Source organism: Streptomyces sp. NL15-2K (assembly GCF_030551255.1).
GTDB lineage: Bacteria > Actinomycetota > Actinomycetes > Streptomycetales > Streptomycetaceae > Streptomyces.
Window position 1 is genome coordinate 3,912,782 of record NZ_CP130630.1, and the last position, 23,984, is coordinate 3,936,765.

Annotated in this window: 23 protein-coding genes and 1 pseudogene; 19 read left to right on the plus strand and 5 right to left on the minus strand. The window is 70.5% G+C overall.

Annotated features, from left to right (window positions below; all coding sequences use genetic code 11):
- Nucleotides 1-60 precede the first annotated feature (60 nt).
- The gene (gene malQ / locus Q4V64_RS17230) at nucleotides 61-2,166 is read right to left on the minus strand and encodes a 4-alpha-glucanotransferase (protein WP_124442236.1); all 2,106 of its coding nucleotides are present in this window, start codon (nucleotides 2,164-2,166) and stop codon (nucleotides 61-63) included.
- Complete coding sequence (locus Q4V64_RS17235; RefSeq protein WP_124442235.1) at nucleotides 2,167-2,466, minus strand: hypothetical protein; 300 nt, start codon at nucleotides 2,464-2,466, stop codon at nucleotides 2,167-2,169.
- Nucleotides 2,467-2,696: 230 nt separating this feature from the next.
- On the opposite strand from Q4V64_RS17235, the gene Q4V64_RS17240 reads away from it, so the two are divergent.
- Genes Q4V64_RS17240 through Q4V64_RS17260 form a run of 5 tightly spaced genes read left to right on the plus strand, consistent with a single transcriptional unit; the run spans nucleotide 2,697 to nucleotide 6,967 of the window.
- Nucleotides 2,697-3,314 carry an RNA polymerase sigma factor gene (locus tag Q4V64_RS17240; RefSeq protein ID WP_124442234.1) on the plus strand — a complete coding sequence of 206 codons (618 nt, stop codon included), beginning with the start codon at nucleotides 2,697-2,699 and terminating at the stop codon, nucleotides 3,312-3,314.
- Nucleotides 3,311-4,189 (plus strand): zf-HC2 domain-containing protein, encoded by an 879-nt coding sequence (locus Q4V64_RS17245; protein ID WP_124442233.1) that lies wholly within the window; start codon nucleotides 3,311-3,313, stop codon nucleotides 4,187-4,189. Before Q4V64_RS17240 ends, Q4V64_RS17245 begins: the two co-directional genes overlap by 4 nt.
- Nucleotides 4,186-4,953: an ABC transporter ATP-binding protein gene (locus Q4V64_RS17250; RefSeq protein ID WP_253267166.1), complete on the plus strand. Its 768-nt coding sequence runs from the start codon at nucleotides 4,186-4,188 to the stop codon at nucleotides 4,951-4,953. Before Q4V64_RS17245 ends, Q4V64_RS17250 begins: the two co-directional genes overlap by 4 nt.
- Nucleotides 4,950-6,314 (plus strand): hypothetical protein, encoded by a 1,365-nt coding sequence (locus tag Q4V64_RS17255; protein WP_172629367.1) that lies wholly within the window; start codon nucleotides 4,950-4,952, stop codon nucleotides 6,312-6,314. Before Q4V64_RS17250 ends, Q4V64_RS17255 begins: the two co-directional genes overlap by 4 nt.
- A complete protein-coding gene (locus tag Q4V64_RS17260; RefSeq protein ID WP_253267165.1) occupies nucleotides 6,311-6,967 on the plus strand; it encodes a hypothetical protein in 657 nt (218 codons plus the stop codon). Before Q4V64_RS17255 ends, Q4V64_RS17260 begins: the two co-directional genes overlap by 4 nt.
- 148 nt (nucleotides 6,968-7,115) lie before the next feature.
- Here Q4V64_RS17260 and Q4V64_RS17265 read toward each other — a convergent pair whose 3' ends face one another.
- Nucleotides 7,116-7,652, minus strand: a complete 537-nt coding sequence (locus Q4V64_RS17265; protein WP_124442232.1) for an HNH endonuclease — start codon at nucleotides 7,650-7,652, stop codon at nucleotides 7,116-7,118.
- Nucleotides 7,653-7,991: 339 nt separating this feature from the next.
- Here Q4V64_RS17265 and Q4V64_RS17270 point away from each other — a divergent pair, with 339 nt between their 5' ends.
- Together Q4V64_RS17270 and Q4V64_RS17275 are read left to right on the plus strand one after the other, a co-directional pair.
- Complete coding sequence (locus tag Q4V64_RS17270) at nucleotides 7,992-9,089, plus strand: mechanosensitive ion channel family protein (RefSeq protein ID WP_124442231.1); 1,098 nt, start codon at nucleotides 7,992-7,994, stop codon at nucleotides 9,087-9,089.
- Nucleotides 9,090-9,237: 148 nt separating this feature from the next.
- Nucleotides 9,238-9,861, plus strand: coding sequence for a Uma2 family endonuclease (locus tag Q4V64_RS17275; protein WP_124442230.1), 624 nt, complete (start codon nucleotides 9,238-9,240; stop codon nucleotides 9,859-9,861).
- A 28-nt stretch (nucleotides 9,862-9,889) separates the two neighbouring features.
- On the opposite strand, the gene Q4V64_RS17280 is transcribed toward Q4V64_RS17275, so the two are convergent.
- Nucleotides 9,890-10,096, minus strand: coding sequence for a DUF397 domain-containing protein (locus Q4V64_RS17280; RefSeq protein ID WP_124442229.1), 207 nt, complete (start codon nucleotides 10,094-10,096; stop codon nucleotides 9,890-9,892).
- Nucleotides 10,093-10,926, minus strand: coding sequence for a helix-turn-helix transcriptional regulator (locus tag Q4V64_RS17285; RefSeq protein ID WP_124442228.1), 834 nt, complete (start codon nucleotides 10,924-10,926; stop codon nucleotides 10,093-10,095). Before Q4V64_RS17285 ends, Q4V64_RS17280 begins: the two co-directional genes overlap by 4 nt.
- A 137-nt stretch (nucleotides 10,927-11,063) precedes the next feature.
- Here Q4V64_RS17285 and Q4V64_RS17290 point away from each other — a divergent pair, with 137 nt between their 5' ends.
- The 12 genes and pseudogenes from Q4V64_RS17290 to Q4V64_RS17345 all read left to right on the plus strand — a co-directional run bounded on the left by Q4V64_RS17290 (nucleotide 11,064) and on the right by Q4V64_RS17345 (nucleotide 23,969).
- Entirely contained in the window at nucleotides 11,064-11,249 is a 186-nt protein-coding gene (locus Q4V64_RS17290) for a hypothetical protein (protein WP_124442227.1), read from the plus strand.
- Nucleotides 11,246-11,557, plus strand: coding sequence for a hypothetical protein (locus Q4V64_RS17295; protein ID WP_124442226.1), 312 nt, complete (start codon nucleotides 11,246-11,248; stop codon nucleotides 11,555-11,557). Before Q4V64_RS17290 ends, Q4V64_RS17295 begins: the two co-directional genes overlap by 4 nt.
- Nucleotides 11,554-11,718, plus strand: a complete 165-nt coding sequence (locus tag Q4V64_RS17300; protein WP_124442225.1) for an excisionase — start codon at nucleotides 11,554-11,556, stop codon at nucleotides 11,716-11,718. The genes Q4V64_RS17295 and Q4V64_RS17300 overlap by 4 nt, the downstream gene beginning before the upstream one ends.
- Nucleotides 11,715-12,072 (plus strand): annotated as a pseudogene (locus tag Q4V64_RS55030) (site-specific integrase); the annotation flags it as partial. The gene Q4V64_RS17300 and the pseudogene Q4V64_RS55030, both read left to right, overlap by 4 nt.
- Nucleotides 12,073-12,569: 497 nt before the next feature.
- On the plus strand, nucleotides 12,570-13,769 hold the full coding sequence (locus Q4V64_RS17310) for an epoxide hydrolase family protein (protein WP_124442223.1): 1,200 nt from the start codon (nucleotides 12,570-12,572) through the stop codon (nucleotides 13,767-13,769).
- Nucleotides 13,770-14,671: 902 nt separating this feature from the next.
- Nucleotides 14,672-15,883 carry an ROK family transcriptional regulator gene (locus tag Q4V64_RS17315; RefSeq protein WP_124442222.1) on the plus strand — a complete coding sequence of 404 codons (1,212 nt, stop codon included), beginning with the start codon at nucleotides 14,672-14,674 and terminating at the stop codon, nucleotides 15,881-15,883.
- 141 nt (nucleotides 15,884-16,024) lie between these two features.
- Entirely contained in the window at nucleotides 16,025-17,362 is a 1,338-nt protein-coding gene (locus Q4V64_RS17320) for an ABC transporter substrate-binding protein (RefSeq protein ID WP_124442221.1), read from the plus strand.
- The gene (locus Q4V64_RS17325) at nucleotides 17,362-18,303 is read left to right on the plus strand and encodes a sugar ABC transporter permease (protein WP_124442220.1); all 942 of its coding nucleotides are present in this window, start codon (nucleotides 17,362-17,364) and stop codon (nucleotides 18,301-18,303) included. The genes Q4V64_RS17320 and Q4V64_RS17325 overlap by 1 nt, the downstream gene beginning before the upstream one ends.
- Nucleotides 18,304-18,305: 2 nt before the next feature.
- Entirely contained in the window at nucleotides 18,306-19,196 is an 891-nt protein-coding gene (locus tag Q4V64_RS17330; RefSeq protein ID WP_124442219.1) for a carbohydrate ABC transporter permease, read from the plus strand.
- Between the two features lie 6 nt (nucleotides 19,197-19,202).
- A complete protein-coding gene (locus Q4V64_RS17335) occupies nucleotides 19,203-20,468 on the plus strand; it encodes a 6-phospho-beta-glucosidase (RefSeq protein WP_124442218.1) in 1,266 nt (421 codons plus the stop codon).
- The gene (locus Q4V64_RS17340; protein ID WP_124442217.1) at nucleotides 20,459-21,430 is read left to right on the plus strand and encodes a BadF/BadG/BcrA/BcrD ATPase family protein; all 972 of its coding nucleotides are present in this window, start codon (nucleotides 20,459-20,461) and stop codon (nucleotides 21,428-21,430) included. The genes Q4V64_RS17335 and Q4V64_RS17340 overlap by 10 nt, the downstream gene beginning before the upstream one ends.
- A 1,105-nt stretch (nucleotides 21,431-22,535) precedes the next feature.
- The gene (locus tag Q4V64_RS17345) at nucleotides 22,536-23,969 is read left to right on the plus strand and encodes a hypothetical protein (RefSeq protein WP_124442251.1); all 1,434 of its coding nucleotides are present in this window, start codon (nucleotides 22,536-22,538) and stop codon (nucleotides 23,967-23,969) included.
- Nucleotides 23,970-23,984: the final 15 nt, after the last annotated feature.

The window sequence follows — 23,984 nt, forward strand, 5'->3', positions numbered from 1 at the left end:
AAGTAGCGAACGCCGATCGAGGACGCGCGCCCGGGGTGCCGTATGGGACCGAGCACCTGATCATCCCGCTCGCAGCACCTCCACCAGCGCGTGCAGCCTCGCCGCCCCCGCCAGTTCCTCCAGCGTCACCGGCCTGCCCTGCGCGTCCGCGATCGGCAACCGCCAGTTCGGGTACTGGTCCCACGTCCCCGGCAGGTTCTGCGGGCGGCGGTCGCCGATGGTGTCGGGGAGCCAGATGCCGACCATGCGGGCCGGGGTGCGCAGCAGGTAGCGGTGGACGGCCTGGATCTCGGCCTCCTCCGACGACGTGTCGGTGCCGCCGCCCGCGCCCCGCAGCAGACCGAGCCGGGTCAGCAGGCCCAGCCACTCCGCCGTGTCCGCCGCCGCCTCCGCCCGTTCCTCCTCCAGGGGACGCGTCAACAGGCCGAGGCTGTCGCGCAGTTCGACGTGCTCGCCGGTGAGGCGGGCGGCGGTGGGGGGCAGGTCGTGGGTGGTGGCGGTGGCGAGGCAGTCGGCGCGCCAGCGGTCCGGGGGCAGGGGACGGCCGTCGCCCTCCCAGTCGCGCTCGAACCACAGCACCGACGTGCCGAGCACCCCGCGCTCGCGCAGCGTCTCGCGCACGCCGGGCTCCACCGTGCCCAGGTCCTCGCCGATCACCACCGCGCCGGCCCGCGAGGCCTCCAGTACCAGTACGGCGAGCATGGCCTCGGCGTCGTAGCGGACGTACGTGCCCTCGGTGGGCGCCTCCCCCTGCGGGACCCACCACAGGCGGAACAGGCCCATGACGTGGTCGATGCGCAGCGCGCCCGCGTAGCGGAACAGGGCGCGCAGGAGGCGCCGGAAGGGGGCGTAGCCGGACTCGGCGAGTCGGTCCGGTCTCCAGGGCGGCAGGCCCCAGTCCTGGCCGCGGGCGTTGAAGGCGTCCGGGGGCGCGCCCACCGACATCCCGGCCGCGAAGTACTCCTGCTGCGCCCAGGCGTCGGCGCCCCCGGGGTGGACACCCACCGCCAGGTCGTGGACGACCCCCACCGGCATGCCCGCCTCGCGCGCGGTGCGCTGCGCGGCGGTGAGCTGGGCGTCGGTGAGCCAGGCGAGGCGTGACCAGAAGTCGACCCGGTCCATCAGCTCGGAGCGGGCGCGTGCGGTTTCGGCGGAGCGGGGGTCGCGCAGGCCGGCCGGCCACCGGTGCCAGTCGGCGCCGTGCACCTCGGCGAGCGCGCACCAGGTGGCGTGGTCCTCCAGCTCGTCGCCCTGCTCGGCGAGGAAGTCGCAGTAGGCGGCGCGCCGGCCCGGCCCGAGCGGCACCTGCCGCACCAGCTCCAGCGCCTCCCGCTTGAGCTCCCACACGGCGTCCCGGTCGATCAGCGCGCCCTTCTCCAGCACCGACGCGCGCAACCGGTCGGCCCGCTCCCGCAGCGCCCGCGGACTCTCGGTGTACCCGGCAGCTCGCGGACTCTCGGCGTCCCCGGCATGGGCGTACTCGGGGATGTCCTCGATCCGCAGATACACGGGGTCGGGGAAGCGCCGCGAGGAGGGCCGGTAGGGCGAGGGGTCGGTGGGCGTGCCGGGCACGGCCACGTGCAGCGGGTTGACCTGGACGAATCCGGCGCCGAGCGCGCGGCCGGCCCAGGAGGTCAGTTCGGCGAGGTCACCGAGGTCGCCCATGCCCCAGGAGTGCCGTGAGAGGAGGGAGTAGAGCTGGACGAGGAGCCCGTACGAGCGTCCGGGCGGGGTGGGCAGCCGGGGCGGGGCGACGATCAAGTGGGCGTCGGCGGTCCGGCCGTCGGGTGCGGTGGCCGTCAAACGGTGGACGCCGGGCGGGAGCTGGTCGGCCGCGGCGCGGGTCTCGCCCTGTTCGGTCGTGATGCTGAGGTGGGTGCCGGCCGGGAGGGCGTCGAGAGCGGCGGACGTACCGCCGCTCCAGCACACCACCGTCGGCGGCAGCAATCGCTCGCGCAGCTCGCGCTCGCGGGCGGCGAGCGCGGCGCGCACGGCCCCGGGGGTGCCGGCGTCGACGCCGAGGGCAGCCAGGACCCGGGTGACGGCGGTGGCGGAGGCCGCGACCGTGCGATCCGGGGCCGGGCTGTAGGAAGTGGCGACGCCATGCAGCTCGGCGAGCCGTGAGAGGTCCTCGGCGGGTGGCTCGGCCGGCCGGGGTGCGGTCATCTACAACTCCGCGAGGGCATCGGACTCGCTGGTCAGCGGGGCGGCGTCGGCGAGCGGCGGCTCGCTGGTGAGGGGTTCGGCGTCGGGCAGGGGGGGTTCGCTGGTCAGGGGCGCCTCGGCGCAGGCCCCCTCCGCGCTGAACACGCACACCTGAAGATCGGATGCGGCGGACGGTCCCGCCTCGGGATAGGCGGACGGTTCCATGTGGGGAAGGGCGGACGGCTCCGCCTGGAGGTAGGCGGTGGGCTCCGCCTCGGGTTTGGAGAGGGCCGGGAGCAGAAGGTGTGCCGATGCGGCCACGGGGGCCTCCTTGTCGAGTGCATCGAGGTCGAGTACGACGTGCGGATATCGCAGCCCTACCCAGCGGTCGCGGCGACAGACGTGCAGAAGGAAACAACGTGCGTCGAGTCACATTCTCTTCCGGTTCTTTTCCATCTGTTCCGGCTTTCTTCGGGATCTCTTCCGGCGCGGTACTGCGAACCGGTCGCGCCCGGCCCGTCGATAGACGGGGTGTGAGACTGTTCCGCCCCATGGGGGGCCACCGGGAGAAGGACGAGGGGGACTCGGACGCGGCGCTGCTGCGCGCCGTCGCGGCCGGGGACTCGGCGGCGATGGCCGCGCTGTACGACCGGCACGCGGGCTGGCTGCACGCGCGGCTGACCCGGCGCTGCGCCGACGCCGAGGTCGTGCGGGAGGTGCTCCAGGACACGTTCGTCACGGTGTGGCGGTCGGCGCACGGGCATCGCGGCGAGGAGGCCGGCGGCTGGCTGTGGACCATCGCCGCGCGCCGCCTGATCGACGCCCGGCGGGCGCACGAGCGGGCGGGAAGGCTGCCGACGACCCCGATGAACTCGCCGACCGACGAGGCTCGGGTCGCTCACGCCCCGGCCGCTGCCGCGCCGTCCGCGGAGGACCGGGTGCTGGCGGGGCTGGAGTACGGCGATGTCGGCACCGCCCTCGACCGGATCTCGCCCGAGCTGCGCGAGGTGCTGCGCGCCACGGTCGTCGACGGGCTGACCACCCGCGAGGCCGCCCGGCTGCTGGGCATCCCCGAGGGCACCGTCAAGTCCCGTGCGCTGCGGGCCCGCGCCGAACTGCGCGCCGCCCTCGCCCAGTTGAACCCGTCCGCGATGGGAGGCCCGGCATGACCGGCTGGCACGCGTCCGACGACCTCGTCACCCGATACGGCGACGGTTCCCTGCCGGAACCGGACGCCTGGTCGCTGGAGAAACATCTGGAGACGTGCGGCGGGTGCGCGGCCCGGGTCTCGCGGGCGGTGCGGGGGACGGCGGCGGGGGTGGTGCTGGCGGAGGTGCGGGAGGCGGTGCTGAACGTGCCACGGGAGGCGTCCGTGTCGTGGGCACCGGTCCGGGAGACGCGGACGCCGCCCGCCCGCCTGCGCCTCACCCACGTCCTGTGGGCCGCCGGCCCCGCCGTACGCGGAGCCTGGCTGCCGGCCGTGCTGCTCGTGGCGTTCGGCGCGGTCGCCCTCGCGTACGGGGCCGGCTTCAGGGGCGCGCTGCCCCTGCTGCTGGCCGTCGCCCCCGTCGTACCGGTCGCCGGGGTCGCCCTCTCCTACGGCGCGCACGCCGACCCGCTGCACGAGATCGCCGCGGCCACACCGTCCGCCGGGCTGCGCCTGCTGCTGACCCGGACGGCCGCCGTCCTGGCGGTGAGCCTGCCCCTGCTGACCCTCGCCGGTGTGCTGCTGCCCTCCTCAGGTGCCCCGGGCGCCGCCGCCTGGCTGCTGCCGGGGCTCACGCTGACGCTGGCCTCGCTGACGCTCGCCGGATACGTCGGCTGCCGTACGGCGACGGCCGTGACCGGCGGCGGCTGGCTGTGCGCCGTCCTCGTCCCGGCGCTCGCCGCCCCGGGCGGCCGCCTGACGGCCCGCCTGTCCGAGCAGCTCTCGTACTACCTCGACGGCGCCCCGGCGCAGAGCGGCTGGGCGGCGGCGGCCGTCCTGTGCGCCGCGCTGCTGGCCGCCCGCCGTCCCGCCTACGACCACCTGGAGAACCGTTGAGCACGATACGAGTGACCGGACTGCACGTCCGGCACCGCAGAACCGTCGCCCTCGAATCGGTGGACCTCGACTTCGGCCCCGGCGTGCACGGGCTGCTCGGCCCGAACGGTGCCGGCAAGACCTCGCTGATCCGGGTCCTCGCCACGGTCGCCGCCCCGGACGGCGGCCGGGTGGAGCTGCTCGGGGACGACATCCGCGACCACCGGCGGCGGGCCGCGGTGCGGCGGCGGCTGGGCTACCTGCCGCAGGAGTTCGGGTACTACCCGGGATTCACCGTGCGGGAGTTCGTCGCGTACGTGGCCTGGCTGAAGGAGATGCCCGCCACCGAGACCCCCGCCGCCGTCGAACGGGCCGTCGCCCGCGTCGGCCTCGCCGACCGTATCGACGCGAAGGTCAAGACGCTGTCCGGCGGCATGATCCGCCGCGTCGGCATCGCGCAGGCCATCGTCAACGAACCCGACGTCCTACTGCTCGACGAGCCCACGGCCGGCCTCGATCCGGAGCAGCGCGTGGAGTTCCGCGCGCTGCTGCGCGAACTGGGCGCCCGGTCGACCGTCATCGTCTCCACCCACCTGGTGGAGGACGTGGCCGCGGCCTGCACCGAGGTCACCCTCGTCGAGTCGGGCCGGGTCGCCTACCGGGGCACGCCCGCGGCACTCGCCGAGCTCGGCGAGGCGGCGGACGGCGTCGGCGACAACCCGATCGAGCGCGGATATACGGCGGCTCTGCGCGCCCACCGTGGCCTGGAAGGGGCGGCGCGATGACCCTCGTGGCGGAGAGAGAAGACCGGAAGCAGGGCGTTTCGCACCACTCCCTGCACCACCTCCTGCACCACCCTCTGCGCGCCGAGGTCGTCCGCGGCTTCGCGCCCTGGGTCGGCGCCGCCGTCCTGCTGACGCTCGCGGTCACGCTGGCCGTCGAATCGAAGCAGTGGCAGGGCGGCTGGGCCGAGACCCGCGACGAGCTGCACATCGCTTCCGGGTTGCTCTGCGTCCCGCTGGCCCTGGCCGCGGGCTGCTGGCACGGCGGGCGCGAGCGCAGACGCGGTACCGGAGAGCTGCTGGCGACGGCCGCCCGCGGCACCCTCGCCCGGCTGCTCGCCTCGGCCCTGCCGCTGGCGCTCTGGGTGGTCGCCGGGTACGCGATCGCGGCCGGCCTCGCCCTGCTCGCCACCTGGTACTGCGCCACCGGCGACAGCCCCTACCTGATCGCGCCGCTCACGGACGCGTTCGTCCTGGCAGCGGCCACCCTGCTGGGCCAGGTCGTGGGACGACTGGTGGCCTGGCGGCTGGCGGCACCGCTGCTGGCGGCGGGCGCGTACGTCGTCCTCGGCTTCCTCGCCTACGACAGTCGACGCGCCGTTCGGTACCTGTCTCCCGTCCTCGACGTTTCGACCAGCTCGGTCCCCGTGTGGTGGCAGCCGATGACGCTGATGGTGTGGACGGGCGGTCTCGCGACCGCCGCGGTCCTGGCGTACGCGGCCCGCCGCCGCTGGACCGCGCTGCTCCCGCTGGCCGCCGCGACCGCCGCGGGCGCGCTGCTGGTGCAGACCGGGGACGGCCTGTGGCACACCAGCCCACTCGCCGGCCGAGAGGTGTGCGACACGTCCACGACCCCGCAGGTCTGCGTCAACGCCCGCTATGAGCGCCTCCTGCCGCAGGTCACGGATGCCCTGTCCGGCCTGACGGACCGCTTGGAGGGCGTACGGAACCTGCCGGTGCGGTACGAGGACATACCGGGCGAGCCGACGCGGGACGAGGCGCAGCTGCCGATCGTCACGCCGATCGGCTGGAGGGTCGTACGGGGACAGCTCACCGATCCGGAGCAGTACGCGTGGGAGGCCGGGATGATGCTGTCCGGCCGGGGCGAGTGCGACGAGGTGGATCCGCGCCTGGACGCGGTCGACAACGCCGTGCAGCACTATCTGGCGCCCAACCCGCTGGAGAAGCAGATGGACGAGCAGTTCGCCAAGTGGGGCGACAAGGCCGACCGCGCCAGGCTCGACGCCCGGGTCGCGGCCCGCGCCCGCCTGAAGGCGATGGGCGAGGAGGAGCGCCGTACCTGGCTGTCGGCGTACTTCGCGACGGTGGACGAGTGCGACCCGGGGAAGGTGCCGACGCTGTGACCGACGGCCTTCTCCTCCGCGCCCGTACCCGCGCACGCATCAGCGCCCCACCCGCTGGTCTGCTCCTGTACGCCCGCTCGCGCACCGTCCCGCGCGCCCTCGCCGTGCTCCTCGCGACCACCGCCCTCGCCGTTTGGGCGGCACACGGTCTGGACGCCTACGTCGATTCGAACCGGCGGGTGCCGGCCGTGGCACTGGCCCCGCTGCTCGCGGCCGCGGTGATCGGGGCGAGCCTGTACACCGCGTCCGAAGAGCTGGACCGTACGGCCGCACGCCCCTGGTGGCAGCGGCGCCTGGTCCATCTCCTGGCCCTCACCGCCCTCGCCGCGGCCCTGCTGTCAGTGGCGGTGCTCGGGCACGGGTCCGTGTTCGGCCCGCCCGCCATGATCCGCAACACGCTCGGCTGCACGGGCGTCACCGTGGCCGCGGCCGCCGTGCTCGGCGCCCGGCTGAGCTGGCTGCCGGCCTTCGGCTACGTCAGCGCCGTGTACCTGGCGTCGGCCGGGGCGCACGGGCGCGCGGTCACGATGTGGGCGTGGCCGGTGCAGCCGGGCGGCGAGGCGGGCGCCTGGGCGATGGCGCTGGGGGCGTTCGTTGTGGGGGGAGCGCTGTACGTCGTACGGGGGGCGCGGGCGGAGGGGATGCGCGCCTGAACCCATGGGAGGCGGCACCCCGAGGGGCCCCGCGTCACGTGGACGTGGGGCCCCTCGGGGTCACCGAAGTCCGGTCACCGGCTCTCGGTCACGCCGGTCGACGACTGCCGGTCACCGACTGTCACCGGGTATGCAAAAGCCCGGATTCTCAGGCGGAAATGCCGTCGATCCGGGCCAAGGCGTCGTCCGCGCCGTACGGCTGCAAGTAGGGCAACCAGCGCGGATCCCTATGGCCGGTCCCGATGATGCGCCAGGCCAGGCCAGTGGGCGGGGCGGGTTTGTGGCGCAGGCGCCAGCCGATCTCGAAGAGATGGCGGTCGGCCTTGACGTGGTTGCAGCGACGGCAGGACGCGACGACGTTGTCCCAGACGTGCTTGCCCCCGCGACTGCGCGGGATGACGTGGTCGACGCTGGTTGCGACGCCACCGCAGTACATGCACCGGCCCCCGTCGCGGGCGAACAGCGCCCGACGGGTCAGAGGAACGGGCCCCCGGTAGGGAACCCGCACGAATCGCTTGAGCCGGACCACGCTGGGTGCGGGGAGTGTGACGGTTGCACTGTGCAGATAGGCGCCGGATTCCTCGAGGCACACGGCCTTGTTCTCCAGGACGAGGACGAGCGCGCGGCGGAGCGGTACGACGCCGAGCGGCTCGTACGACGCGTTCAGGACCAGGACTTGCGGCACGGATGGCCTCCTTGGACGCCGGCGGCGCGTGGCTCGCGCCGGGACGATTCGTAAGTCAGTCTCCCCTCATGCCTGGTGGAAGCGCCACCATGTGCCGGTAACGGGCTGGGAGTGTTTTCGACCACATCTCATTCATCCCCAGGATCATGAGCAGTTCATCCCACCTGTACATCCCCAGATGAGCGCGTTCTCTCCCTCGAACATCACACCGATCCACACACGATGCCCCGATAGTGTGGTGGGCCTGCCCCACCGGTGACCTTTTCGTGACCTTGATCGGCCGCGGACGACCTTGACCACTGCCGGTGGGGCGGACCGCTGCACCTGGAGGTTCCTGCCGTGTCCTTGTCCGCCGCCCTACTGGCCGCCGGCCCGTCGCCGTCGCCGTCCCCATCGGAGACGCCGACAGCCCCGACGGTGCCGTCACTCCAGGACGCCCACGAGAGCGCGACGAACGCCGCCAGCTGGATCGAGCAGAACTGGTCCACCTGGCTCGCGATCGGCCTGAGAGTCCTGCTGATCCTGGTGATCGCTGCGGTGCTGAGAGTCGTGGTCCGGCGGGCGATCACCAAGCTCATAGATCGCATGAACCGCACGGTCCAGGCGGTCGACGGCACGGCCCTCGGCGGCCTCCTCGTCAACGTCGAACGCCGCCGCCAGCGCTCCCAGGCGATCGGCTCGGTCCTGCGCTCGGTGGCGAGCTTCATCATCCTGGGCACCGCGGCCCTGATGATCCTCGGCACCTTCGAGATCAACCTGGCCCCGCTCCTCGCCTCCGCCGGTGTCGCGGGCGTGGCGATCGGTTTCGGCGCCCGCAACCTGGTGACGGACTTCCTCTCCGGCGTATTCATGATCCTGGAGGATCAGTACGGCGTAGGCGACTCGATCGACGCGGGTGTCGCGTCCGGCGAGGTCATCGAGGTGGGCCTGCGCGTGACGAAACTCCGCGGCGACAACGGCGAGATCTGGTACGTCCGCAACGGCGAGGTCAAGCGCATCGGCAACCTCTCCCAGGGCTGGGCCACGGCCGGCGTGGACGTGACCGTCCGCTCGGACGAGGACCTGGACAAGGTGAAGCGGACCATCGGCGAGGTCGCAGAGAAGATGAGCAAGGAGGAGCCCTGGAACGAGCTCCTGTGGGGCCCGATCGAGGTCCTGGGCCTGGACAGCGTGCTCCTGGACTCGATGGTGGTGCGCGTGTCCGCGAAGACGATGCCCGGCAAGGCCCTGACCGTGGAACGCGAACTCCGCTGGCGCATCAAGCGCGCCTTCGACGCGGCGAGCATCCCGATCGTGGGCGGCCCGCCCGTCCTGGTGGAGGGGGCGGCCGACGCGGACCCGACTGCGGGGATGGCACCCCCGTCGGCGTACTCCAACACGGGGTCTCCGCAGGCGCAGGCGGCTACGCCGCTTACGCCGCCGAGTCCGACGAAGTAGGGGCAGCACGAGCGGAACGGTTCAGCACGCTCGTTCGAGTGAACGGTCGGGGCATTCCGGCGCGGGGAGCGCACGGGGTGCCCCATCGTTCTGCCGGGGCACCCAGCGTGGGCTTAGCCTGGCATCAGCGTGACGAGGAGAACCAGGGATGAGTGCCGAACCCATCATGGAGCCGGTCATGACGCAGATGGACCCCATCGACCTGTTGAACGCGATCGGAGAGGCGTCGCCGACGCCGATTCGACCGGAGTATGTCGAGGGGACGGTCGTCGTGCCGCCACAGCCGAACGACAACCACAACGACGGCGCCTTGGAGCTGAGCTTCCAGTTCCGTGCTGCAGGGTTCCGACTTGTCGGCATGGGCAACGGCTACCGCGCCGCCCACAAAGACGGCAGCACCATGGCCCTGCTCATTCCGGACTTCTACGTGCGCCACCGTAAGGCCTCCGAACTCGACGAGTCGTACCGCAAGGCCCACCGAGGCTGGTACCCCGTCGACATGATCACCTTGGTCGGAGAGGTCACCTCGACCAACCACTGGACGGACACCGGCCCCAAGTTCCGCACCTACGCCGCCGCCGACATCCCCGTCTACGTCCTCATCGACCGTCACTCCAAGACGGCCCACTGCTACACGGACCCGATCCTCCCCGGCGACGACCCCACCGAGGCCTACTACGCCACGGACACCAAGGTCGACCTCGGCGAGCCCCTCCCCCTCCCGGCCCCGTACCCCACCTTGGACACGGCCCCGTTCGTCACGGACTGCTAGAGCCCACCTGGGAATGGGTCGATATGGATCACCGCAATTCGCCCTTCACCTGTGCCAGGAATGACGCCCACGGTGTCGCCCCGAAAACCAGCACCTGACCGTCCGGCACCTTGCTGTCGCGCACGGGGATGAGGCCGGTGTAGCCGTCGGCGACCTCGACGCAGTTCGTGCCACCCCCGTCGCTGTAGGACGACTTGCGCCACACAGCGGTGGTCAGGTCGGGGTTTCGGTTCATGATCTGCACTCCTCCAGAAGGCGTTTGATGAACGCCGTCGACTCCACGGGAGTCAGAGCCGCGTCCCTGACGAGATCGTAGGACAAGCGGAAGGACAAGACCTTGTCCAGATCATCGATGAGTTCGCCGAATCCATTGCCTTCCACGTAGGCAACGGGGTCGCCGGCTCGCTGCCATAGGAGCCAGAGATGGCTGTCCATGAGGTCGTGCACGCCGGCCGTGTAGGGCAGCACTTGTAGCGCGACATTGGGAAGTTCCGCCGCGTCCACCAGATGCGACAACTGGTCCGTCCACACCTTCGCGTCGGGAACCGGGCGCCGCAGCGCTCCCTCGTCCAGGATCACGCGCACGTTCGGCGCCGGATCGCGGTACAGCAGCTCCTTCCGTCCCATGCGCAAGGCCACCTGCTCTTCGACTTCCTCGCCGTTGCCAGCCGTTGTCTGCGCTCCAGACAACCCTGACAACACCGCACGGGCATAGTCCTCGGTCTGCAGCACTCCCGGCACCCGCAGCTGGAACAACCACATGACCCGAGCCGTCGCCTCCAAGTCCATGAACGCCTTGTACTTGTCCTTGATCACCTCCTTACGCGCGTCCCGCCACAGACGAACCAGCAGGTCACCGGAGCCGTGATACCTGTCCAGGTCCTCCATGACAGCCCGTTTGGAGAGCCGCTCCCCCTTCTCCAGGCGGTACAGATAGCTCTTGTCGTACGCCGTCTCCTCCGCCAGCTGCCCCAGCGACTTATCGGCCTTCTCCCGCAGGAACCGCAGCGTCCGCCCGAGAGCCGCCCGCCTCGACTCCCCCTCAGCGACCGGATGTTCGGTCATGTCACCCCTCACCGTTGCCTGGCGCCCGGACAACGCCAGCCCTCTTCCGCAGCATACGAGCAACCAGTGACGATCGAGACACGAACGGTAGTCACCGCTCGTCCCGCACCGATCGACCACGACGAGGAGCGCGAAGTATGGGCGAACGCATGGCGGAACTCGGGAAGTTGCTGCTCATGGCAGCGGTGTACGCACTGCTGCCGACCACGGGCGTCTGTCGCAAACGCAGACTCCAACGGCAGCGCCGTCGCGCCCTGTGGCTCGCCACGTACGGCATCGACGTCGGGCCTCGCCGGATCCACGGCATGGAGGTGACACGGTGAGCACCCGCAACGCGACCCCACCCTCCGACACCCTCCGCCTCCTACCCTGGACCACTCCCGACGGCAAACCCTGCTACCTCAGCACCGACAACGACCACAGCAGGCTCTCCCTCCTCGCCGACGACGTGGAAGAGGCCCAACTGGACTCGGGCGAACAGGTACTCGCGGGAGCCAGAGCCGTACTCGCCGACCCCAAGGCCGGCGAACGAGCCGTGCGCTTCGCGCTCACCCGGGCGACGGAGTCCCTGTCCGACACCCTCCGCATCGCAGTCAGCCGCGGCGAACGCATCCCCCGGAGCCACCCATGAAAATCACCCTCACTGATCTGGACGGCCGCTCCGCGCTCTACGACTTCCTGCCCACCCGCCGCCTGGCCTCCCTGACCATCGGCCGCGCCCGCCGCACCCCCGCCCACGCCCACGCCCACGCTGACTACGTCCAGCGCCATCTGGAAGAGGCCGCCCGATGACCGCCCCCAAGCGCAAGAAGACCCGCGCCAACAGCGAAGGCACTATCTACCAGCGCAAGGACGGACGTTGGGAAGCCGCCGGCTACGTCCTCACCGCCGACGGCACCCGCAAACGCGTCCGCGTCTACGGCAGCACGCGGAGAGAAGATCGCCGACAGCAACCACGGCCTCCCTGTCGCCACCGCCGACAGCACAGTGAACGACTACCTCACCTACTGGCTGAACAGCATCGCCATCCACCGGCTCCGCGAAAACACCCACACCCGCTACGCCGCCTGCGTCCGCCTCCACCTCACCCCCAGCCTCGGTACTGCCAAGGACGTACGCGCCTTCCTCGACCGGCTCCGCACCACTGCCAGCCGATGCGTCTTGAGTGACGTCCGCCTCGTCAGCGCCTCTGACGCAGGCGTCGAGTCAGGCGCTTGATGCTCATACGCCCTCGACGCGGACGGGACGGGAGAGATGGCCGGGGCCGCGGTTCCCCCAGCCTCGCGTTGTGGCCCGCCGGTCGCCAGTGGCCGTCCGGCGACAACAGGGGCGCCTTGCGCTCCGTCTGCGCCTTGATCTCCTGATAGGACTCGTGAGAGGTCACGCGGTACGCCTCCTCCCACGACGCCAGAGCCGCGCGAACGGCCGTCCCCGCGCTACCGCGGCGACGCACATGAGACGCCAGCCATGCAAAGCCGCACAGAATCGCGGCGAGACTGCCGAAGATTGCCAGTAACGGCAAGGCATCACTCATGCCTCGAGCCTAACCCCCAATGGCCACCGGCCCACGAGTGCGATGAGCGCATCGCGCAGGGCTCAGGCAGAACTCACAAGCGGTCTGGAATGGTGCCTATGGTGGCCTCATGAGCGCAGAAGAACCTTCCCACCACGTCACCCCCTTCCGCATCGACATCCCGTCGGTGGCCCTGGACGACCTGCATGACCGGCTCAACCGGACCCGCTGGCCCGAGGACGAGTTACCCGGTATCGGCTGGAGCCAGGGCGTGCCCCCTGCCTACCTCAGGGACCTCGCCGCCTTCTGGCGCCACTCCTATGACTGGCGTGCCCACGAGGCCGAACTGAACAAGCTGCCCCAGTTCACCACCGAGATCGACGGCGCGAACCTCCATTTCGTCCACGCCCGTTCCCCCAGGTCGGACACGCTGCCCGTGGTCCTCATGCACGGATGGCCCGGATCGATCCTCGAGCACACCGCCCTCGTCGACCCGCTCCTCGCCGACGGCCTCGACGTCGTCATTCTGTCCCTGCCTGGCTTCGGATTCTCCGGCCCGACCCGCGCCCCGGGATGGGACATCGTGCGCATCGCCCATGCCGGTGCCGAGTTGATGCGCCGCCTTGGATACGACCGGTACGCCCTCCACGGCAGCGACTGGGGCGCGATGATCGCCCGCGACTGGGGCCGCCTCCACCCCGACCACGTGGCCGGGGTGCACGTGACCATGCTCCTGTCCGCCATGGCCACCGCCGAACCGACAGAGCAGGAGGCGGCCCACCTCACCGAAGCCGAGATCGACCGCATGCGCGCCTCAGCCGCCCGCCGCGCCCACAACCAGCGTGAGGAGATGGGCTACGGCATTCTCCAGTCCACGCGCCCGCAGACCCTCGGGTTCGCCCTCACCGACTCCCCGGTCGGCCAACTCGCCTGGATCATCGAGAAGTTCAAAGCCTTCACCGACTGCCGCGAGTCACCAGAGGAAACCATCAGCCGCGACACTCTGCTGACCAACGTCATGCTCTACTGGCTCACCCGCACTGCCACGTCCTCCGCCCGGCTCTACTACGCGACCGCCCACTCGGGCACAGGCTTCGCCGGCGCCACCGAACCCTCCCCCACACCCACCGGCCTGGCCTCCTTCCCAGGCGACACTTCTGTGCCCGTACGGCACCTTGCCGAACGGATCGACAACATCGTCCACTGGACGGAGTTCCAACGCGGGGGTCATTTCCCGGGCCTGGAGACCCCCGGCCTCCTACTCACAGACCTCCAGACCTTCCTCCGAAACCTACGGGATCTTCCTGCTCCGACGGCCATCAAAAGTTGAAGCGGTAGATCTTCCACAACGCAATGACCTGCTAAAACACCGTCTCTCGGAACTCGATCTGGTCGGCCAGGTCAAGGCGTGTGCTGCCCAGGAGGTGAACGTCCTGGCGGTGCTGCGGTCGGAGGAGTTCTAGTTATCGCATCAAGGCGACCCGCTGGCGCGGGTCGCGCGCGGCACGGCCGCCCGCCCGGCCCGCTCTCGACTCCGCCACCGCGGGCCGGCCAGCGACAGCTCGATCGTGCTGATCACTCAAGCATCAAGAGTCACACTCGACGTCCGCGCTCCCATACCGCTCGCAACCGCGTACCACCACGGCACCAGCGATCCGCCACCCACCGTCAAAAACCCGCGCGAAGGTCGCCACGAAGACTCCGTTGCCGGTCCAGCCCCGGTGCAAGAAGACGACATCGCCCTCCGCGAAGATGTCCCACTTCTCGCCCCTGTCCCGCGACGAGTAGCCGAGCTGATCCGCTCCCAGTCGTCATCTGACCAGATCCGCTGCGGCACATGTGACATCGGCTGAGGGCTGGATATCGACTGGATGCGACCGGGAGCAGTAATTGGCAGATCTGTTCCACCCCCAAGAGAAGAAACCCCACCCATGAGGGCCGGGCCTGTCAGGTCACGCGCCCGCACCAGTGGAACACTTCTGCCAATCGCCGGCTCCGTCCCCCGACGCGCCCCGCGCAGAGCCGCGGTCGAGAGACGAGGCACCCCTCGCCCCCGTCAAGGCGCCAGGTAACAACTCGGTCGCCTACCGCCCAGCACCCATTGACGCCCCCTCCCCAGCGGCTCTATGGTCCAGACCACCAACAGGAAACCTTCCTAACAATCCCCCTCCGGATGGACTTCCCAACCACGCCCCTGGGAAGCTGGTCAGCCGAAAGGCAGGTGTACACCCCATGGCAGGAACCGCAGGCACCCCCGGCACCCCGCGCGTCCTGCGTGCCATGAACGACCGGGCTGCCCTGGACCTCCTCCTGGAGCACGGGCCGCTGTCCCGTACGCGGATCGGTAAGCTCACCGGCCTTTCGAAGCCGACCGCATCCCAGCTCCTGGCTCGCCTGGAGGCCTCGGGGCTGGTTCTCGCGACCGGTACCAGTGAGGGCCGGCCGGGGCCCAACGCCCAGTTGTACGAGGTCAACCCGGCCGCCGCCTACGCCGCCGGGCTCGACGTCAGCCCCGAGCGCATCCTCGCCGCCGTCGCCGACGTCACCGGCCGCACGGTGGGGTCGTACGAACTCCCGACCCCGGAGAAACGTCCCACCCAGCCCGTCGTACGGCAGGTCACCGACGCCCTCGACGGCGCGGTCAAGGTGGCGGGGCTCGCCCGTGACGACGTCCATCGGGTCGTCATCGGCACCCCCGGCGCCTTCGACCCCAACACCGGCCGCCTGCGCTACGCCGCCCACCTCCCCGGCTGGCACTCCCCCACGCTGCTCGACGAACTCGCCGCCGCTCTACCCATGCCGGTCGAGTACGAGAACGACGTCAACCTCGTCGCCGTGGCCGAACAGCGGCTGGGGGCGGCCCGGGGGCACGGGGACTTCGTGCTGTTGTGGAACGAAGGGGGCCTGGGTGCCGCCCTGGTCCTCGGCGGGCGGCTGCACCGGGGCTGGACCGGCGGTGCCGGCGAGGTCGGCTTCCTGCCGGTGCCGGGCGCGCCCCTGGTCCGCCAGGTGAGCAAGGCCGGCAGCGGCGGTTTCCAGGAGCTCGCCGGTTCGCAGGCCCTGCCCGCGCTGGCCCGTGAACTCGGCGTCGACGACATCCCGTCGGGGCCGTACGCCGAGGTCGCCGCCGCCCTCGTCGCCCGCGCCGCGGAGGCCGACGACGGTCCCCACCGGCGCCTGCTGGAGACCTACGCGACGAACCTCGCCACCGGTCTCGCCTCCCTCGTCTCCGTCCTCGACCCCGAACTCGTCGTCCTCAGCGGAGCCTCGCTGACCTCGGGCGGCGAACCCCTGCGCGCCCTCGTCCAGGCCGAACTGGCGGAGCTGGCCGCACCCCGACCCCGGCTCGTCATCGGCGACGTCCGTGAACACCCTGTGCTGCGCGGCGCGTTGGAGAGCGCACTCGCGGCCACCCGCGACGAGGTTTTCGACACCTCCCGCTGAATCACCACACCCCCTGGCCGAATCGCCACGCCCCAGCCGAATCACCACACCCCGGCTGAATCGCCACACCCCGGCCGAATCGCCAACCCCCCACTTGAACCGTCCCTCACCCACCTCGCCCTGCCCTAGGGAGACCCCGTCATGCCCGGAATGTCCCGTAGAGCGGCTGTCGCGCTCGCCGCCTCCGCCTCGATCGCCCTCCTCGCCACCGCCTGCACCGGCCAGTCCGACTCCAACGCGAGCGACGACGCCTCCCAGGAGACGACCCTCAACTTCTGGCACGCCTGGAGCGCGCCCGCCGAGGTGAAGGCAGTGAAGTCGCTGGTCGCCGGCTTCGAGAAGGCCCACCCCAACATCCACGTGAACGTCGTCGGCAACATGACCGACGACAAGATCAACCAGGCGCTGCGGGCGGGTGGCGACAAGGCGCCCGACGTGATCTCCTCCTTCACCACCAACAACGTGGGCAAGTTCTGCACCTCCGGTGCCCTGATCGACCTCAACCCCTTCTTCGAGAAGTCGGGCGTCGACCCGGAGAAGACCTTCCCGAAGGCGATGAACGAGTACACCCAGTTCGACGGGAACCGGTGCAGCGTCCCGCTGCTGGGCGACGCCTACGGCCTCTACTACAACAAGACGGCATTCGAGAAGGCGGGCATCGACAGCCCGCCGAAGACCTGGTCCGAATTCGAGGCCGACGCCAAGAAGTTGACGATCTCCGACGGTGACAGTTACAAGCAGCTCGGCTTCATGCCGAACTACCACGGCTGGGAGACGACCACCGAGCACTACCTCGGTCAGTTCTCCCCGACCTATTTCGACTCCAGCGGCAAGTCGAACGTCGCCAAGGACCCCGCATTCAAGGCCGGTTTCACCCTCCAGAAGAAGCTCGTCGACGAACTCGGCGGCTACAAGCGGCTGGAGAAGTACCGCTCCACACTCGGGGACGAATGGGGCCCGAAGCACCCCTTCCACACCGGCCAGGTGGCCATGCAGCTCGACGGCGAATGGCGCCTGGGCATGGCCCTGGACGCCAAGCCGGACTTCGAGATCGGCGTCGCCCCGCTGCCCGTCCCCGACGACCAGGCCGACCAGTACGGCAAGGGCTACATCACCGGGACCATCGCCGGCATCGCCGCCACCAGCAAGAAGCAGAACGCGGCCTGGGAGCTGGTGAAGTACATGACCACGGACACGGACGCGGTGGTGGGCTTCTCCAACGCCATCCACAATGTGCCGTCCACGCTCGCGGCCCTGAAATCCCCGAAGCTGAAGTACGACCCGCGCTTCAAGACGTTCCTGGAGATCGCGGCGAACCCGAACTCCACGACCACTCCCGCCTCCGTCAACGGCGGCGTGTACCTCGCAACGATCCAGGAGTTCGGGTACGCCTACGAGAGCGGCAAGGTCAAGGACCTCAAGGCCGGCCTGGCGGCCACGGCCAAGCAGATCGACACGGATATCGCACAGGCGAAGTAATGAGTACGATCACGCTCGCGTCGAAGCGCCGCCGGTCGGCGCTTCGTACGGCCGCCTTCATGTCGCCCTGGCTGATCGGCTTCGCGGTCTTCTTCGCGTATCCGCTGATCTCTACGGTCTATTTCTCGTTCATGCACTACGACGGCTTCAAACCGCCGACGTGGAGCGGAACGAAAAACTGGACATACGTCTTCGAGCACTACCCCCTCTTCTGGCCCGCCCTGCGCAACACCCTGTGGCTGGTCCTCGTCATGGTCACTCTCCGGGTCGCCTTCGGCCTGGGCGTCGGCATCCTGATCACGAAGATCAAGACGGGCACGGGTGTCTTCCGCACCCTGTTCTACCTGCCGTACCTCGCCCCGCCCGTGGCGGCCACCATGGCTTTCGCCTTCCTCCTCAATCCCGGCACGGGCCCGGTCAACTCGATACTCGAGAGCATCGGGCTGCCGGCCCCCGGCTGGTTCAACGACCCCTCCTGGTCCAAGCCGGCCCTCACCCTGCTCGCCCTGTGGGGCATCGGCGACCTGATGGTCATCTTCATGGCCGCGCTGCTCGACGTACCGCAGGAGCAGTACGAGGCGGCCGAGCTGGACGGGGCCTCGGCGTGGCAGCGCTTCCGCTACGTCACCCTCCCCAACATCTCGCCGATCGTCATGTTCGCCGTGGTCACCGGCGTGATCCAGACGATGCAGTACTACGCGCAGCCGCTGATCGCCGGAAAGGTCGCCTCGGGCGTGATCCAGGGCGCGGGCACGCAGTTCGAGCCCGGCTACCCGGACAAGTCCACGCTCACCCTCCCCCAGCTCGTCTACAACCTCGGCTTCCAGCGCTTCGACTACGGCTCCGCGTGCGTCGTCGCCCTCGTCCTCTTCGCCCTCTCCATGGCCTTCACCGCGTTCCTGATGCGGCGCCGGGGCGGTCTCATCCAGGCAGGTGACTGACCATGACCCAAGTACTGGACAGGCCCGTCGAGTTGACGGCACCCACGTCGGCGGAACGCACGGCGCGCCGCAGGGCCGTACTCGAATGGATCGCGATCCACTCCCTCGGACTCGCCGCGGCCCTCTTCTTCACCCTCCCCTTCGTGTTCGTGTTCCTGACGTCCCTCATGAGCGACACCCAGGCCCTCAGCCGCGACCTGATCCCGCACACCTGGGAGTGGGGCAACTACCGCGAGGTCTTCGACACGCCGGGCTTCCTGACCTGGTGGAGGAACACGCTCCTGTACGCCGGCGCGGGCACCGTCCTCACCGTCGTGTCCTCGATTCCCGTGGCGTACGCGCTCGCCAAGTTCCGCTTCCGGGGCCGCAATCTGTCGCTCATGCTGGTGATCTCGATGATGATGCTGCCGCCGCAGGTGGTCATCATCCCGATGTACCTGTTCTGGGCGAAGCAGCTGGACCTGTCCGGCACGCTGTGGCCGCTGATCATCCCGATGGCGTTCGGTGACGCGTTCTCGATATTCCTCCTACGCCAATTCCTGACGACCATCCCGAACGAGTACCTGGACGCGGCGAGGGTGGACGGCTGCGGCGAGCTGCGCACGCTCCTGAAAGTCGTCCTCCCCATGGCGAAACCGGGAATCGCCGCCGTAGCCCTCTTCCAGTTCTTCTACGCCTGGAACGACTACTTCGGCCCCCAGATCTACGCCTCCGAGAACCCCGGCGCCTGGACCCTCTCCTACGGCCTGGAGTCGTTCAAGGGCGCGCACCACACCGACTGGAACCTGACCATGGCCGCCACCGTTCTGGTCATGGCCCCCGTGATCCTCGTGTTCTTCTTCGCGCAGAAGGCGTTCGTCGAGGGCGTCACGCTCACCGGAGTGAAGGGTTAACCACGTATGAAACTCACCGTGGTCGGCGGAGGCTCGACCTACACACCGGAACTCATCGACGGCTTCGCGCGCCTGAGGGACACCCTTCCCATCGAGGAACTGGTCCTGGTGGACCCGGCGGCCGGGCGACTGGAGCTGGTGGGCGGACTGGCCCGCCGCATCTTCGCCCGCCAGGGCCACGACGGCCGGATCGTCACGACCGACAACCTCGACGCGGGCGTCGAAGGGGCGGACGCCGTGCTGCTCCAACTCCGCGTCGGCGGCCAGGCGGCCCGCGAGCAGGACGAGACGTGGCCCCTGGAGTGCGGCTGCGTGGGCCAGGAGACCACGGGCGCGGGCGGCCTGGCCAAGGCCCTGCGCACGGTCCCGGTCGTCCTGGACATCGCCGAACGGGTCCGCCGTACCAACCCGGACGCCTGGATCATCGACTTCACCAACCCGGTCGGCATCGTCACCCGCGCCCTGCTCCAGGCCGGCCACAAGGCGGTCGGTCTGTGCAACGTGGCGATCGGCCTCCAGCGGAAGTTCGCGGCGCTGCTCGGCATGGAGCCCCGGGATGTCCACCTGGACCACATCGGCCTCAACCACCTCACCTGGGAGACGGGCGTACGCCTGGGCGGCCCGGAGGGCGAGGACGTCCTCCCCGAACTCCTGTCCGACCACGGCGACAAGATCGCCGCTGACCTGCACCTCCCCCGCCCCCTCCTCGACCACCTGGGAGTGGTCCCGTCCTACTACCTGCGCTACTACTACGCGCACGACGAGGTCGTACGGGAACTGCGCACGAAGCCCTCCCGGGCGGCCGAAGTGGCCGCGATGGAACGCCGGTTGCTGGAGATGTACGCGGACCCGGCCCTCGACTCGAAGCCGGACCTCCTCGCCAAGCGGGGCGGCGCCTACTACTCGGAGGCGGCGGTGGACCTGGCAGCCGGGCTCCTGGGCGGAGGCGGGAGCCCCTACCAGGTCGTCAACACGTACAACCGGGGCACGCTCCCCTTCCTCCCCTCCGACGCGGTGATCGAGGTACAGGCGGCGGTGGGCGGGAAGGGCGCGACACCGCTGCCCGTGCCGACGGTGGACCCGCTGTACGCGGGCCTGATGGCGAGCGTGACGACGTACGAGGACCTGGCCCTGGAGGCCGCCCTGCGCGGCGGCCGCGAGCGGGTCTTCCGAGCCCTCCTCGCCCACCCCCTCATCGCCCAGTACGAGTACGCCGAATCGCTCACCGACCGACTGATCGCACACAACCGGGAGCATCTCGCGTGGGCCTGACCGCAAGTGTCCTCGCCGTAGACGCGGGCAACAGCAAGACCGACGTGGCGGTCGTGGCGGCCGACGGGACCGTCCTCGCCACGGCCCGCGGGGGCGGGTTCCGGCCGCCTGCGGTGGGCGTCGAGGCGGCGGTGGACAAGGTGGCGGAAACGGTGGCACGCGCCTTCGCCACCGCCCGGGTCACCTCCGTCGACCACGTCTCCGCCTGCCTGGCCAACGCCGACTTCCCGGTGGAGGAGGAACAACTGGCGGCCGCGTTGCACGCGCGCGCGTGGGGCACGAGCGTGCGGGTCCGCAACGACACCTTCGCGGTCCTGCGCGCCGGCGTCACCGAACCGCGCGGTGTCGCCGTCGTCTGCGGAGCGGGCATCAACTGCGTCGGCATGCGCCCCGACGGGCGCACCGCCCGCTTCCCCGCGCTCGGCCGCATCTCCGGCGACTGGGGCGGCGGCTGGGGCCTGGCGGAGGAGGCCCTGTGGCACGCGGCCCGCGCGGAGGACGGCCGCGGCGCCCCTACGGCCCTCGCGCGCACCCTCCCCGCCCACTTCGGACTGCCGTCCATGTACGCCCTGATCGAGGCACTGCACCTGGAACACGTCGAGCCGACCCGCCGCCACGAACTGACGCCGGTCCTCTTCTCCACGGCGGCCTCCGGAGACCGGGTGGCCCGCGCCCTCGTCGACCGCCTGGCCGACGAGGTGACGACCATGGCGACGGTGGCGCTGACCCGGCTGGACCTGCTGGACGAGGAGACCCCGGTCCTGCTCGGCGGCGGCGTCCTGGCCGCCCGGCACCCCCAACTGGACGATGGCGTACGGGACCTGCTGGCGGAGCGAGCGCCCAAGGCCGTACCGCGGGTGGTGACGGCGAGTCCGGTGCTGGGGGCGGCACTGTTGGGGTTGGACCGGATGGGGGTGTCGTTGGCGGTGCAGGAGCAGGTGCGGGCGTACTACGAGCAGTGAAGCGCGCAGTACCCCCGCCTGGACGCTAAGCCGACGGGGCAGCCAGGGTCGTGCGCAGTGCTCCTGATGGCCTGTGGCTCCTTGGTGCGACTGGGTATCACGGGGTGGTGTTCAATGTGGTGAGATCAGCCTTTTATGGCACTTTCCGGTGATTGTTCATCGTGAGGTGCGGGAGCGTGATGGTGCATTCGGTAGCGTGCGTGTCACTGCGAGGCCGGTGAGAGCAGCAGTCACGATTCCGGTCTCCTTGAGAATCCGCCCCGTGCCCAGGAAAGCGACGCGGGGTCCCCGCCCCGCCCGGGTCCACACCGGGCGGAAAGCGTCCGGCGGGGCGGATACCCCAGCCTCCGAATCGCCGCAGCCGGCGGCGCCACAGGCGGCAGGTACCGCACACGATGAGCACCCGCACCGCACCCGGCGGCGACGGCCCACGGTCCCACGGCAGGCGTCCAAACCCCGCCCAGCACGACGGACCACTTCCCGGCATCCAGGAAAACCCCAGGATCGCCCAGGGAACCTCAGCTCATCAGCGACGCTCTCGGGCTGCCCCGCGCGACGGGGCGACGAAGCCGTCGGCCTTGAGCTCCTCGACCAGTTCCCGCAGGAATCGGACGGTCTCCGGACCGCCGGGTGGTGGTCGCGCCGACGACCCTGACGGGGACGTGTCGGGGGGTGTCCGCCCGCAGCGGTTGGCGCGTCAACACGGGCGAGTTGGTAAGTGGCCGATTCCGCGCCGTTCCGAGGACGGACACCCCCGACACGTCCCCGACCCACCACCCACCCGCACGCGCTACGCGCACCCCCACCGAACCCGCGCAGGCCGCCGCTGGCATCCCCCGACCCACCACCCTCACAAGCCCTCGCAAGCCCCCACAAGGGAACCGAACCGATTCCGACGGCGTATTCATGGGCAGGGGGTGGTGCGGCGGGACACCGCCAAGCCGCCGGCAGGCATTCCGCTGCGATCCGATCAAGATCCAGCCAAGGCCGGTGCGGATGTCAGTCCCGGCAGCGATACTTGCGGCGACGGATGACCATGGGGGAGGTCACAGTGACACACCCGAAGAGCAGCGCGGCACCACCACCGGGATCCGGCATGCCCACCATGCCGGCCGTGCCTCCACAACCCGGCGCACCCGGCGCACCCGGCCCAACCGCGCCTCCCGTCCCCGCCGCCCCCGCGCCGCAGGCAACCGCACCCACGCCCACGTCCACACCCACGCCCCCACGCCGCACGGCCTTCGCCGAGGGCGTCGACCGACTACGCGCCGCCGCCACCACCGAACCCGGCCGGCTCCGCATCATCGGCGCGGTCCTCGCCCTCCTCGTCGTCGCCTTCGGCGCCGTCACGGCCTGGCAGACGACCGACCGCTCCACCGCCGCCGACGACGTGCTGAACAACAGCCAGCCGCTCAGTTCCGCCGCCGACATCTACCGCGCGCTGGCCGACGCCAACACCGCCGCCTCCAGTGGCTTCCTGGCCGGCGGTCAGGAGACGCCCGCCTCCCGCGACCGGTACGAGAAGGACATCGACACCGCCGCAGAGGGCCTGGTCCAGGCCGCCGCCAACTCCGAACCCGACTCCCCGTCGGCGCAGACCGTGGCCAAGCTCAACCGGCTGCTGCCGGAGTACAAGGGCCTGGTCGAGCGGGCCCGGACGTACAACCGCCAGGGCTTCCCGGTCGGCGGCGCCTACCTGCGGTACGCCAACGAGAAGATGCAGGAGCAGATGCTCCCGGCGGCCGAGGACCTCTACAAGAAGGAGAACGAGCGCCTGCGCGCCGACTACGCCGCCGCCACGCCCTACCCCTGGGCGGCGATCGGCCTCGGCGTCCTCGCACTGGCCGCGCTCGCCTGGGCCCAGCACCGCAACTACCGCCGCACCAACCGCGTCCTGAACCACGGCCTGGTCGCCGCCACGGCCACCGCCACGGTGGTGCTGCTGTGGCTGGTCGTCGGCCACAGCGTCGCGCGCGCGAACCTGAACGACTCCTACGACCACGGCGTCCGCTCGCTGAAGGTGCTGCACGACGCCCGCATCGCCTCCCTGAAGGCCCGCGGCAACGAGAACCTGACGCTGGTGGCCCGCGGCGCCGAGACGGTCAAGGTGGGCGACAACACCGTCGACGCCTACGACCACGACTTCCAGACGAACATGAGCCTCCTCGGCAAGGGCCTGACCGAGGCGGAGAAGCTCGCCGACGACAGCACCGGCGAGCAGCCGGTCACGGCGGCCGTGGGGAACATGACGGAGTGGAAGAAACGCCACACCGACGCCCGCGCACAGGACGAGAACGGCAACTACGAAGCGGCGCTGGACAAGGTGATCGGCGCCAAGGGCGCGACCGGCGAGTGCTTCGACAGTGTCGACGCGAATCTCGTCAAGGCGCTCGATCATGAGGAGACCGAGTTCAAGCAGGCGGCCGGTGACGGGGTGGGCGCGATGTCCGGGCTGCCGGTGGGCACCGCCGCTCTCGCGGTCCTGGGCGCGGCCGGCGCGGTGCTGGGCATCGGCCGCAGGCTGTCGGAATACCGGTGAGGGCCCGATGAACCC

Coding starts and splice junctions, on each gene's coding strand:
- malQ (WP_124442236.1), bottom strand. CDS start 2,166: ATGACCGCACCCCGGCCGGCCGAGCCACCCGCCGAGGACCTCTCACGG.
- Q4V64_RS17240 (WP_124442234.1), top strand. CDS start 2,697: ATGGGGGGCCACCGGGAGAAGGACGAGGGGGACTCGGACGCGGCGCTG.
- Q4V64_RS17245 (WP_124442233.1), top strand. CDS start 3,311: ATGACCGGCTGGCACGCGTCCGACGACCTCGTCACCCGATACGGCGAC.
- Q4V64_RS17255 (WP_172629367.1), top strand. CDS start 4,950: ATGACCCTCGTGGCGGAGAGAGAAGACCGGAAGCAGGGCGTTTCGCAC.
- Q4V64_RS17275 (WP_124442230.1), top strand. CDS start 9,238: ATGAGTGCCGAACCCATCATGGAGCCGGTCATGACGCAGATGGACCCC.
- Q4V64_RS17280 (WP_124442229.1), bottom strand. CDS start 10,096: ATGAACCGAAACCCCGACCTGACCACCGCTGTGTGGCGCAAGTCGTCC.
- Q4V64_RS17285 (WP_124442228.1), bottom strand. CDS start 10,926: ATGACCGAACATCCGGTCGCTGAGGGGGAGTCGAGGCGGGCGGCTCTC.
- Q4V64_RS17290 (WP_124442227.1), top strand. CDS start 11,064: ATGGGCGAACGCATGGCGGAACTCGGGAAGTTGCTGCTCATGGCAGCG.
- Q4V64_RS17300 (WP_124442225.1), top strand. CDS start 11,554: ATGAAAATCACCCTCACTGATCTGGACGGCCGCTCCGCGCTCTACGAC.
- Q4V64_RS17310 (WP_124442223.1), top strand. CDS start 12,570: ATGAGCGCAGAAGAACCTTCCCACCACGTCACCCCCTTCCGCATCGAC.
- Q4V64_RS17315 (WP_124442222.1), top strand. CDS start 14,672: ATGGCAGGAACCGCAGGCACCCCCGGCACCCCGCGCGTCCTGCGTGCC.
- Q4V64_RS17320 (WP_124442221.1), top strand. CDS start 16,025: ATGCCCGGAATGTCCCGTAGAGCGGCTGTCGCGCTCGCCGCCTCCGCC.
- Q4V64_RS17325 (WP_124442220.1), top strand. CDS start 17,362: ATGAGTACGATCACGCTCGCGTCGAAGCGCCGCCGGTCGGCGCTTCGT.
- Q4V64_RS17330 (WP_124442219.1), top strand. CDS start 18,306: ATGACCCAAGTACTGGACAGGCCCGTCGAGTTGACGGCACCCACGTCG.
- Q4V64_RS17335 (WP_124442218.1), top strand. CDS start 19,203: ATGAAACTCACCGTGGTCGGCGGAGGCTCGACCTACACACCGGAACTC.
- Q4V64_RS17345 (WP_124442251.1), top strand. CDS start 22,536: ATGCCGGCCGTGCCTCCACAACCCGGCGCACCCGGCGCACCCGGCCCA.